Origin of the sequence: Pseudomonas sp. CFBP 8772, from assembly GCF_014841665.1 — a bacterium.
GTDB classification, from domain to species: domain Bacteria; phylum Pseudomonadota; class Gammaproteobacteria; order Pseudomonadales; family Pseudomonadaceae; genus Aquipseudomonas; species Aquipseudomonas graminis_B.
Genome location: NZ_JACYUI010000009.1, coordinates 239,796 through 249,935, shown reverse-complemented (window position 1 = coordinate 249,935; position 10,140 = coordinate 239,796). Strand labels below are relative to the sequence as shown.

Below are 10,140 nucleotides of genomic sequence, written 5' to 3'. Positions count from 1 at the left end.
GAATCGAGAGCGTGATCCTGTAAACAGACAAGCTGCTTAAGATCTAAAGCGACAACTACGTTGACACACACCGCTTTTCAAAAGTAAGTCGCCGAAGGCGAAACAGTCTGCCCTTAGGCAGACGCTCTTGATCTCTAAAACTGACAGACCCACTTTCCGGCAGACCAAAAAAATCCGCGCTGCCTCGGGGAGAACAGCGCGGATCTTTAATCAATCACTCAATCAATGCACAAACAGCGCAATCAAAATAATGATAGGGATTGGAATGCCGAGGAACCACAGAAGTAGTGAACGCATGATGACTCTCCTTAATCAGCGAATGCTGGAAGTATTGGAATAAGCACGGGTTTCGACATACGTCACCGCATCACGACGACGACCACCCCAGATGGCAGCAAGGCTCGCGACGAACGCACCGCACAGCAGCGAAACGAAAGTCCACAGCGCAGCGGTTGCAGCGGCCTTCGCGGCAGCGTCGGCAGCCTGTTGAGCTTTCAGCTTGGCATCAGCCACGGCCTGCTTGGCCTGACCATAAACCTGATCAACCCGCGCCTGGGCATCGGCCTGACTCATGTTGGTACGCTGAGCGACCAGCTGTGCCAGGTAAGTACGGTCCTCCGGCGCCAGCTGACCATCGTTGGCCATGGTTTTGGTGAAGATACGTACTACGACACCGTGGGCAGCATCATCGCTGACGGCGGCAGGGCGATCATCGCGGAACAGCGAATCGATGTAATAGCCATACTGATCGCTGCTGGTATTGCCCGCTGCAGAACCGGCCGCGGTGGCGGCAGTACCTGCAACACCGGCAACCGCGGTAGCGCCGGCTTTCACGCCGCTGCCAACGATGCCGCTGACCGAACCGACGATCAACGCGGCAGCGACCAGCGTCGCCACAGCCCACGACAGGAAACCGTGCGCAGTATCACGGAAGTAAACTTCGTCACCGTGCATGTTGGCCCATTTGACGCGCAGGCGGCCGGCGAGGTAACCGCCAAGACCGGAGGCCACGATCTGCGTCAGTGCGAGCCAGACGACCGTGGAAATACCGATCGTCTTCGCGCTGGCACCTTCGTTGGCCCAAGGCGACATCGCCGAGAAACCGAGGCCCGATCCCAGCAGGACCAGAATTAAGGACAGCGCGGCGGCGCCGGCGGCACCCGCGAAGATGGCCCCCCAGGACACGCCTGAGACCGAGGAGGATTCTTCTACAGCGGCAGGATAAGAATCAGGTGAGACGTTCATTGTGCTGCTCCGTGCGAATGATGTTGTGCTTCTCCCCATTACGGTGCACTGCCTGTGCCAGCGACCGCTTCTTTAAAAAAACCAATAAAATCAATTGCTTGTGGAATAGGGATTTTGATGTGTTCGTGCAAAATGCATGAACCCGATAAATCGACGGATGCGTTCTGCCCGGTCAATGGATTTCCATGCCTGTCAAAGGTTTGCGACAATCCTTTGCGACGAATTCCGTCAACGCGCAACATTCCGGCACATTTATGTGTGGACGTTGTCTCATAACATCAGCCCCGCAGGTTGACAGCCATAGTCCGCCCACGGCTCCTGTTTCTTCGAGAGGTAACCCAGCATGTTTGTCCATCGCCCCCTGGAAGAAAAAGACGTCCCTTTTATCTGCGACATGCCCCAGAGCATTGATGAGCTCTTCTATATGTTTCCAAAGGCGGTGTTCCCGCTGACACCGGAGCAGCTCAATGAATCCATCGCGCAGCGTTCGGACAACACCGTCATCGAATTGGACGGCCAAGTAGTCGGATTCGCCAACTTCTCCCGATACGATTTCAGAGGCCGTTGTTCCATGGGCAACGTCATCATCGATCCGCGCTTTCGCTCAAAAGGCGTTGGCCGCTACATGATCGGCTGCATGATGGAGTTGGCGTTCGGCAAACACGAAGCGGCGGAGCTGACCGCCTCCTGCTTCAACCATAACGTCCCCGGACTGCTCTTCTACCCCAAGCTCGGTTTCAAGCCTTTCGCCATTGAAGAGCGCCTGGACAAGCGAGGCGCGCGCGTCGCCCTTATCCATCTCAAGTTGCCTCGAAGCTGACCCACAGACAGCTTAATGACGCCAGTCGTCGGGCGCCTCACGGCTGCCCGACGAACGGATGAGCACAACCCTCGGCCCCTCCCGGGCGATAAATCCCATTATTCCGCCAATTAAGCGATGAGCCGCGGCGTTTCCAATCCGGTGAATCGTTTTTCCTCGAGCAACTTGGCTCGTGCGCAGCCATTTTCGTGTGGTAGGCAGCTGTTTGCCTCACTTTGGGGCGCGGCGTATAAGGTGAATATCCCTGATTGCCGGATGGCGGACGGGGTACGGGAAACTTCTCCACCTTCGTGGAATGGGGTATTGATAGTCAGGCGAGCGGCTGAACGCATCAACCAGTCCTGCCTGTGGAGGATTGACGATGATTGCCTGTACGCTCTCTAACCTGGAACTGCGCAGCATTATAGAAAGCGCGTTTCTGCCCCTGCGGTGTCACTGCACCGTATTGGGGGACCTGATGACGGTTGAAGTCATCGACCCCGCGACCGAGCACGTCGAACTGTTCGCTTCCAATATTGCCTTGGACTCACTCGATAACAGCCACGCCTTGTGCGCGCTGATCCGGGAGCTTCAGGCCGAGCTCGCAAAGGCCAGGCATTACCCCCACGCACTGGCGAGCTGAGCGCAGGGCTCTAGCAATAATCGCCGTTCGGCCTTATGTTGGTCAGCATCGGCCCTGAGAGGCCAGGCGGGATATTGAGGATTTGCATGGCGCAGGCGCAACCCGAGATTGAGGCAGTACAAGAGCAGAGACCAGCGGCACCCTTGCGCCGTCGGCGCAAGGTCATGATCGGCGTCGGCGGCCTGCTGGGCATTGTGGTGGTAGGCGCGGTGACGATCGTCACGATGCTGGAGCAGCTGGAAATGCGAAATGCCAGCTTCCGACCGCCCATGACTTCCCTGGAACGGCAACAGCTCCTGCCACCGGAGCCTGTGCTGGAGGTCAAACCTCAGGTGGAAGGCCTGCGCTACGGCGCCGCCATTTTGCCGGATCAGGCTGCGAGCGCCGATTCCGCCACGCCTGAACAGGCGTCGGCTTCAGCAGCGGCCCTGCTGTTTAGCGCGCCGTCTTCGCCCCTTGGCGCTGCACCCCTCACGACACCTGATCCGCAGTCCAGCAAGCCAACGGGCATCGCTCAGGCGATCCACGTGCATAACAGCGCGCAGTAGGCCCCACCTTTCTCAATGCATCCGGCGACGGTGCTCATCTTCGAAGAGCAGTTTGAACTGCTCTTCGCCATTGTCTTGAACCGCATAGTGCTCGCGAACAGGCCCTGCTTCGATGCGGCCATCCATTGCAACTCGGATGACGGCTGACTTGGGCAGATAGTCCGGCACGTCACCGATGATCGTCAGCTCGCGCAGGCGGTGGCCGTCGTGTTCTATGGTCGTAAGCCGCACTCGGCAGGTTGCCTGCATGGGGATAGGCCCAAACAGCGTGTCCCGCGAATAATCAATTTCGGCGATGCTGGACCGACGGGTTTTGTCAGCATTCATAAGGTCACCTCTCTCTGTCCATTGGAAAGTGTTCAAGCATGACAATGGAGGCATGGCAGGCCGGAATAGTTCTCATCGCTGCTGACGATAGTTCTCCATTCATCCGATACGCCAGTGCGTGCCCGTGCTTTTCGGGAGAGTGATGGTGATTACCGGGGTCGATAATTCTGACGTCAATAAACACGACGGCACTTAAACGGTTATAGGACAGTACAAGCGGAGCGTGACACTAAAAGCACGTCGCATGTTGCGAAGAAAGCCGCTTATATCCGTCAACGACATGAGATCTGAGATTAAATTGCGAAAGGCTCTTATTTTATAAATCCATGGGCGCTTGCCTGTGCGACGGAATAATGGCGTCACATTTAAAAAATCTATATAAAACAATGACTTGTGTATTGAAATCGTCACGCAGGACGTTTTCTCGGAAAATTGACACTTCGCCGGTTATTTGCAACCATCACTTTACGTTTTCAAGTCTGATGATCTGCACTTAGTGCAAGCGTCGACACTTCTCTTTTCGGGATTAATCTTTTCAGACGCGCGACGAGTTGGCGGTAGCGTCCCTGGAGAAACCTTGAAAAGAGCAGCGTAAAGAATAGGCACCCGGGCAGGCTCGGAAAAGGCCCCGCCACCCGGCAAGCAGCGTGTCAGAGCCTGCGCCGATTGATCGACCGCGCATTGATCGTCCGACCTTCCAGAGCCGCAAACGTGACGCAAATCACCGCGGTTGTCATGCCTGCCGAGTGCAGTAGTTCAATAACAGCGCCTTTATTTTTTAACTTGAAAGTCCAGACATCGCCTCAGCGATAGCGGTTGAACGCGCACGCAAGTGCGGCGGTTTATAACGCACGTGGCGATACGGTAACGACCCAGCGTGGAGTGACACTTATGCAAGGAGATCATCTGGAAACCGTTTGCGGTTGCGTAGTAGGGGGTGCCGGACCTGCGGGAATGGGACTGCTTTTCAACGCATTGAAAAGTGGCGCCATGCCAGAACTGGCCAAGGAAGGTTTAATCATTGTCGACGCAAGTCCCACGCCGGGCACGGGTCGTTTGGGCGATTACCGGATCACCGCCAACTCGGTGGGCGATGTGTTCCTGGATTGCCTGCGCGACCCGGCTTTGCGTGATGTATTCGAACCCCTCGAACATTCGCCCGCTTATTGGCGCATCCGTCGTCAGGCGCAAAGTGCGCCGCAATTGGCGGACGTCGCCGAACTGCTGGCGGAAGCCTCGACGCTGGTGCTCGACTTTATCGTCGAGCGGTACGGCGTGAAGTTATGGAGCAGCACGACGATCACCGAGATCGTGCGCGACGGCGATGACTATCAGGTGTGGGTCGAGTCCGATGGCCGCAGTCAGCGAATTCGCAGCCGTGCAGTCGTCCTCAATCTGGGGGGTTGGCAGGACCCGCAGCATCTCCTCGACAGCCTGGCAGATCAAGGCCTCGCGGTGCCGCCCTCGGCGCAGATCGAGAGCGCCGATGCGCTGCTGAGAATGAACGCCGTGCAACTGAGCCATCTCTTCGCGAAGACGCTGGCGGCCAAGGGTCGGGTGTGCGTCGTGGGTGGTTCCCACAGTGCGTTCTCGGTGCTGGAAAACCTGGCCGACGCGCTGGAGTTTGCCGGTCTGGAGGAGGTCACGCTGGTCCACCGTTCGCCGATCCGCCTGTTTTACGAAACCGCTCAGGCCGCGCTGGATGCAGGCTATGTGTTCGATGCGGTCAGGGATGTCTGCCCGGTGTCGGGGCGGGTCAACCGGTCAGGCGGCTTGCGCTATCGGGCGCTGGACGTGGGGCGTGAAGCCCTGTCCAAAGGCCAGATCGGCAAGACCGGCGTACGCGTGCAGCTGCTGCAAACCCATCAGGGTCCGACCGATCAGTTCGAGCGCGCCCGTCTGGCGCTGGCGGAAGCCGACATCGTCGTGCAGTGCACGGGCTATCAGCCGTTGCTGCCAGGCTTGAGTCATGCCGGTGGCGAGGCCATCACGCTGATGGAGGTCAAGGGCGGGCTGGATTCAGATCCAACGGGTTGCCCGCTCGACGCCAGCGGTCAACGCCTGCACGGCCTGCACCTGTTCGGCCTGGGGGCCGGGCTGGGGGTTGATCCGCGATTGGGCAGCGAAGCGTCGTTTGACGGCCGCATCTATGGGGTCTGGCAGTTCCATCACGACGCCAGCGGCGTGGTGATCGATTCGGTCCTGACCCGCTTGCAGACCCCGGCACTGCAGCCGGTCGCTGCGACGCCGCGGTGGGTGTCCAGTCGCAGCGAGGAACGTTTGCCGTTCCTCTGGCCCGTGCTGATCAACGCGCAATCCTGAGGCACATTGCAACATCTGCATCCCGGCGCTCCTTTGGTTAGGCAGCCCGGGATTTTTTTTGCCCCAGAGGCGACCAGGCGTCGGTCACTTGCCCGGAGTGTGCGTCGCCAGCTCCATGATCATCCGCGTCAGCAGGTAGATGCGCGGCGACACGCTGTCGACTTCCGCGTATTCCTCGGGCGTGTGAATATTGCCGCCAACGATGCCGAAGCCATCCAGGGTTGGCACGCCGACCCCGGCCGAGAGGCTCGCATCGGCCGCGCCGCCGCTGCCTTCGATGGTCAGTTTGCGGCCGATCTCGCCGTAGATGCCCTGGGCGATATCAACCAGCTTGTCGGTTTCCGGCGTCTGCGGCATGGGTGGCAAACCGCGCTCCAGGCGGGTGGTCACTTGGGTGTCCGGGATCAGTTTGTCAGCCGACACCCGCGCCAGATCCTTCTCGATGCGGTCGAACTCTTCCGGCACGGCGGCGCGCACATCGGCCTTGGCGGTGGCCTGATCGGGGATGACGTTGGTGCGATCGCCGGCGTTGAGCACGGTGAAATTGATCGTGGTCTTCTTCTCGGCGTCGCCCAGCTTGCCCAGTTGCAGAATCTGATGCGCCACCTCCATGGCCGCGTTGCGCCCCAGTTCCGGCGCGACGCCGGCGTGGGACGCCTTGCCCTTTACCTCAACCACTGCGGTGGCGCTGCCTTTGCGCCAGATCACCAGACCGTCGGCGGGGCGCCCCGGCTCCAGGTTCAGGGTCACATCGTGCTGTTTGGCGACCTTCTGGATCAGCGCGGTGGCGGCGGCGGAACCGGTCTCCTCGCTGGCGTCCAGCAGGAAGGTAATCTGCGCGTAGTCCTTGAAGTCGAGCTTCTTCAGAATCTTCAGCGCGTAAAGGCCGGCAACGATGCCGCCCTTGTCGTCCATCACCCCTGGCCCGTACGCACGGCCGTCCTTGATGTGGAAGGGGCGGGCGGCGGCGGAACCTTCCTTGAACACGGTGTCCATGTGCGCCATCAGCAGTATCTTCGCCTTGCCGCTCCCTTTGAGCGTCGCGACCACGTGCTGGCTCTTGTCCGGCGCGGTGTTGGGGATCATCTCGATGGTTGCACCTAGCGCCTTGAGTTGGGCGACGACGATGTCACGCACTTGGGTCAGTCCTGGCTCGTAGCCGGAGCCCGTATCGATATTGACCAATTGTTCCAGCAGCTTCAGCGCGTCGTCCTTGGATTGCTCGGCATCCGCCTGAACCTGTTTATTGGGCTCGGCAAAAGCAGGGGCTGCCGCGGAGAAGGCGATACCGAAGGCCAGCGCGCTGGCGAGGAGAGAGCGGGAAAACGGTGAGGTCATGGTCGATCCTTGAAGTGGCATAAAAGGGCTGGAGAGACACCGTAGCCCGTTGCACAGGATCGTGCATGTCAAAACGCGTTATTCACATCGACAAAAACGCCGAACCTTTAGGCTGGGCTACCCTCAACATTCCTACGTCAGTCATCAGAGGAGAGGCATCCCATGCCGGTTAAGCACGATTTGTACGCGGACCTGAGCATCACCAAAGACGAGCTCGCCAAGCGCAAGGGCACCGACGCGAAGCTCAATGCCCTGGTCGAGCACTACAATGAGCTGGACATCCATATTGTCAGCGCCGAAGAGGCGGGCGATATTCCCGACGATGAGTTGAAGAAGCTCAAGGAAAAAAGGCTGCAGGCCAAAGACACCATCGCCAGCCACCTGAATACCTCAGGCTGATCGGGTCAAACGACTCAGCAACTAAAACGGCCGATCTCTTATGGAGGTCGGCCGTTTTTAGTTGGCGATTCCGGATGCCTGACAACTTGTCGCGGCATCTGGAAGTGCATCGCCCAATACGCTGGATCTGTGTGTTCGCTCGCGCTTAGTTATCGGCGTGGGCGACTTCGATGGATCCAAAGTTCAGACGAAAAAAAACGGCGTCTGGTCAGTCGCCGTCGCCGATCTGTCAGCACCGGGTGGCCGCTGACAGTAATCGAATAAGCATAAACCGGAGGGTTTATTGCGGATCCTGGTCGGGTGCAGCCTCGGCCTTGATGCGCTTGTAGATTTCTTCGCGGTGCACTGAAACATCTTTCGGAGCGTTGATGCCAAGACGGACTTGGAGACCCTGAACGCCCAGAATGGTAACGGTGATGTCGTCACCAATGTTTATGCTTTCGCCGACTTTGCGGGTGAGTATCAACATAATCTTTTCCTTGATGGCCTCATGAAGCGCCTCTACCGGGAGGCTGGCGTGAGCCTTTGGGTGGTGGTGATTGCCGATTGCATCCAAATGCGTTCATCAGTATGACGCCATTGGTACGATTTTAATTCCCCAGGTTCATCGTCTTGTCACAGTTAGCGCCGCTCCTGGGTCGAACGGCAGAGGAATCTTGCCTGATACTGGCGGTAAATTCCCGTGCAAATCGGCCATCGTTTGATAGCCGGATTCCGCGCGGCGCCTATTCCACACTCCTTTAGCCTTTATTGCAAAGAACTCATGCGGGCCGGTGATGAAATTTTCATTAGATTGCCCCGTACGAGTTCTCAGAACGGAGTGTAGGAGACTTCCGAAATGAGTACCGGCAAAACGCCGTAACTTTAATCGAATTGATGACGGGATGTGTGAACGGTTTTGTATCAAGCCCCGGTTTATCAGACCTGAAGACTCGGACGTCGACATCGGGATAGGGGCGGAAGGGGGCGAGGGGGGCTGAAAGAACATGCCCACCGCGGGGGTGGGCATGGATGCAACAGGGAGGCATGGCCGCGTCAATATGCCGCGATCAATGCATCAGACGACCAGCGACAGCAGCATGATCAGGATGATGCCCACCACCGACAGGATGGTTTCCATCACGGTCCAGGTTTTCAGTGTTTCAGCCACGGTCATGTTGAAGTACTGCTTGACCAGCCAGAAACCCGCATCGTTCACGTGGGACAGAATCAGCGAACCGGCACCGGTTGCCAGAACCAGCAGTTCGCGGTTCACGCCCGGGATCATGCCAACTACCGGCGCGACGATCCCGGCACCGGTGATGGTGGCGACGGTCGCGGAACCGGTGGCGATACGGATCACTGCAGCCACCAGCCACGCCAGCAGAATCGGCGAGATCTGCGCCTGCACGGCCATGTGGCCGATCAGGTTACCGACGCCACTGTCCACCAGCATCTGCTTGAAGCCACCGCCGGCACCGACGATCAGCACGATCGCGGCCACTGGCGCCAGGCTCTGGTCGAGCAGCTTGATGATGTGATCGCGGCTGAAGCCACGGGCCGAACCGAAGGTGTAGAACGCCAGCAGCAGGGCGAACAGCAGAGCAGCGATCGGGTGACCGATGAAGTCCATCCAGATGCGGAAGATGTGACCGGCTGGCAGCGCAACGTCGGCAAACGTCTTGAGCAGCATCAGGAACACCGGCAGCAGGATGGTCACCAGCGTGATGGCAAAGCTTGGCAGGTTGTCGTTGGTCGATTCCTTGGCAATCTGGTCCATCAGCTCTTTCGACGGGTTGCCCGGAATGCGCTTGGCAATCCATTTACCGTAGATCGGGCCGGCGATGATGGCGGTCGGGAACGCGACGATCAGACCGTAGAAAATGGTCTTGCCGATGTCTGCGTTGAAGATGCCGATCGCCAGCAACGGACCCGGGTGCGGCGGCACCAGACCGTGGACGGCCGACAGACCGGCCAGCAACGGGATACCGATCTTGACGATGGACACGCCGCTGCGACGGGCAACGATGAACACCAGCGGGATCAGCAGCACGAAGCCGATTTCGAAGAACAGCGGGATGCCCACCAGAAACGCCGAAAACATCATGGCCCAGTGCACGCGGTCCTTGCCGAAGCGACGGATCAGCGTCTGGGCGATCTGGTCAGCACCGCCGGAGTCGGCCATCAGCTTGCCGAGCATGGTGCCCAGGCCGAGGATGATGCCGACGAAACCCAGCACGCCGCCGAAACCGTCCTGGAACGATTTCATCACTTTGTCGACCGGCATCCCGGAGGTCAGCCCGAGAAAACCGGCAGCGATGGTCAATGCAATAAAGGGGTGGACTTTGAACTTGGTGATCAGAAGCACAAGGCCAATGATGGTCACCAACGCATCGACCAGCAGATACGTGTCTTGAGTCATACCGAACATGGGGGTGTCTCTCCGTTGTATTTTGTTTTTTTGGAGCTGCTGCTTGACGCTGTCGCTCTCTGCCCTGTGAAGCAAGGGCAGCGTCATCAGAGACAGCGCTACCTTTGCC

Annotated in this window: 11 protein-coding genes; 5 read left to right on the top strand and 6 right to left on the bottom strand. The window is 58.6% G+C overall.

What is annotated here, in order from left to right:
• Positions 1 to 312 precede the first annotated feature (312 nt).
• Both IFT99_RS19060 and IFT99_RS19055 read right to left on the bottom strand, forming a co-directional pair.
• Positions 313 to 1,245 carry a hypothetical protein gene (locus IFT99_RS19060; RefSeq protein WP_192134314.1) on the bottom strand — a complete coding sequence of 311 codons (933 nt, stop codon included), beginning with the start codon at positions 1,243 to 1,245 and terminating at the stop codon, positions 313 to 315.
• 38 nt (positions 1,246 to 1,283) lie between these two features.
• Positions 1,284 to 1,487, bottom strand: a complete 204-nt coding sequence (locus IFT99_RS19055) for a hypothetical protein (RefSeq protein ID WP_192134312.1) — start codon at positions 1,485 to 1,487, stop codon at positions 1,284 to 1,286.
• Between the two features lie 101 nt (positions 1,488 to 1,588).
• Here IFT99_RS19055 and IFT99_RS19050 point away from each other — a divergent pair, with 101 nt between their 5' ends.
• The 3 genes from IFT99_RS19050 (at position 1,589) to IFT99_RS19040 (ending at position 3,235) form a co-directional block, all read left to right on the top strand.
• Positions 1,589 to 2,065 carry a GNAT family N-acetyltransferase gene (locus IFT99_RS19050; RefSeq protein ID WP_065989503.1) on the top strand — a complete coding sequence of 159 codons (477 nt, stop codon included), beginning with the start codon at positions 1,589 to 1,591 and terminating at the stop codon, positions 2,063 to 2,065.
• A gap of 361 nt (positions 2,066 to 2,426) precedes the next feature.
• A complete protein-coding gene (locus tag IFT99_RS19045) occupies positions 2,427 to 2,687 on the top strand; it encodes a DUF1652 domain-containing protein (RefSeq protein ID WP_192134310.1) in 261 nt (86 codons plus the stop codon).
• 86 nt (positions 2,688 to 2,773) lie between these two features.
• The gene (locus tag IFT99_RS19040; protein ID WP_192134309.1) at positions 2,774 to 3,235 is read left to right on the top strand and encodes a hypothetical protein; all 462 of its coding nucleotides are present in this window, start codon (positions 2,774 to 2,776) and stop codon (positions 3,233 to 3,235) included.
• Between the two features lie 12 nt (positions 3,236 to 3,247).
• Here IFT99_RS19040 and IFT99_RS19035 read toward each other — a convergent pair whose 3' ends face one another.
• Positions 3,248 to 3,562 carry a hypothetical protein gene (locus IFT99_RS19035; RefSeq protein WP_192134307.1) on the bottom strand — a complete coding sequence of 105 codons (315 nt, stop codon included), beginning with the start codon at positions 3,560 to 3,562 and terminating at the stop codon, positions 3,248 to 3,250.
• 954 nt (positions 3,563 to 4,516) lie between these two features.
• Between IFT99_RS19035 and IFT99_RS19030 the strand changes: the two genes are divergently transcribed.
• Positions 4,517 to 5,884 (top strand): pyridine nucleotide-disulfide oxidoreductase, encoded by a 1,368-nt coding sequence (locus IFT99_RS19030; RefSeq protein ID WP_446731142.1) that lies wholly within the window; start codon positions 4,517 to 4,519, stop codon positions 5,882 to 5,884.
• Between the two features lie 84 nt (positions 5,885 to 5,968).
• Here the strand turns inward: IFT99_RS19030 and IFT99_RS19025 are convergent, their stop codons facing one another.
• Positions 5,969 to 7,222, bottom strand: a complete 1,254-nt coding sequence (locus tag IFT99_RS19025) for a M20/M25/M40 family metallo-hydrolase (RefSeq protein WP_065989516.1) — start codon at positions 7,220 to 7,222, stop codon at positions 5,969 to 5,971.
• Between the two features lie 162 nt (positions 7,223 to 7,384).
• On the opposite strand from IFT99_RS19025, the gene IFT99_RS19020 reads away from it, so the two are divergent.
• Complete coding sequence (locus tag IFT99_RS19020; protein ID WP_065989518.1) at positions 7,385 to 7,621, top strand: DUF465 domain-containing protein; 237 nt, start codon at positions 7,385 to 7,387, stop codon at positions 7,619 to 7,621.
• Between the two features lie 280 nt (positions 7,622 to 7,901).
• Here IFT99_RS19020 and csrA read toward each other — a convergent pair whose 3' ends face one another.
• A complete protein-coding gene (csrA, locus tag IFT99_RS19015; protein WP_065989520.1) occupies positions 7,902 to 8,090 on the bottom strand; it encodes a carbon storage regulator CsrA in 189 nt (62 codons plus the stop codon).
• 588 nt (positions 8,091 to 8,678) lie between these two features.
• A complete protein-coding gene (locus tag IFT99_RS19010; protein WP_065989522.1) occupies positions 8,679 to 10,031 on the bottom strand; it encodes a GntP family permease in 1,353 nt (450 codons plus the stop codon).
• Positions 10,032 to 10,140 lie beyond the last annotated feature (109 nt).

What these genes read in the sequence shown, in the direction of transcription:
- IFT99_RS19060 (WP_192134314.1), bottom strand. Translation starts at nt 1,245, where the DNA reads ATGAACGTCTCACCTGATTCTTATCCTGCCGCTGTAGAAGAATCCTCC.
- IFT99_RS19055 (WP_192134312.1), bottom strand. Translation starts at nt 1,487, where the DNA reads ATGTTGCGCGTTGACGGAATTCGTCGCAAAGGATTGTCGCAAACCTTT.
- IFT99_RS19050 (WP_065989503.1), top strand. Translation starts at nt 1,589, where the DNA reads ATGTTTGTCCATCGCCCCCTGGAAGAAAAAGACGTCCCTTTTATCTGC.
- IFT99_RS19045 (WP_192134310.1), top strand. Translation starts at nt 2,427, where the DNA reads ATGATTGCCTGTACGCTCTCTAACCTGGAACTGCGCAGCATTATAGAA.
- IFT99_RS19040 (WP_192134309.1), top strand. Translation starts at nt 2,774, where the DNA reads ATGGCGCAGGCGCAACCCGAGATTGAGGCAGTACAAGAGCAGAGACCA.
- IFT99_RS19035 (WP_192134307.1), bottom strand. Translation starts at nt 3,562, where the DNA reads ATGAATGCTGACAAAACCCGTCGGTCCAGCATCGCCGAAATTGATTAT.
- IFT99_RS19030 (WP_446731142.1), top strand. Translation starts at nt 4,517, where the DNA reads ATGGGACTGCTTTTCAACGCATTGAAAAGTGGCGCCATGCCAGAACTG.
- IFT99_RS19025 (WP_065989516.1), bottom strand. Translation starts at nt 7,222, where the DNA reads ATGACCTCACCGTTTTCCCGCTCTCTCCTCGCCAGCGCGCTGGCCTTC.
- IFT99_RS19020 (WP_065989518.1), top strand. Translation starts at nt 7,385, where the DNA reads ATGCCGGTTAAGCACGATTTGTACGCGGACCTGAGCATCACCAAAGAC.
- csrA (WP_065989520.1), bottom strand. Translation starts at nt 8,090, where the DNA reads ATGTTGATACTCACCCGCAAAGTCGGCGAAAGCATAAACATTGGTGAC.
- IFT99_RS19010 (WP_065989522.1), bottom strand. Translation starts at nt 10,031, where the DNA reads ATGTTCGGTATGACTCAAGACACGTATCTGCTGGTCGATGCGTTGGTG.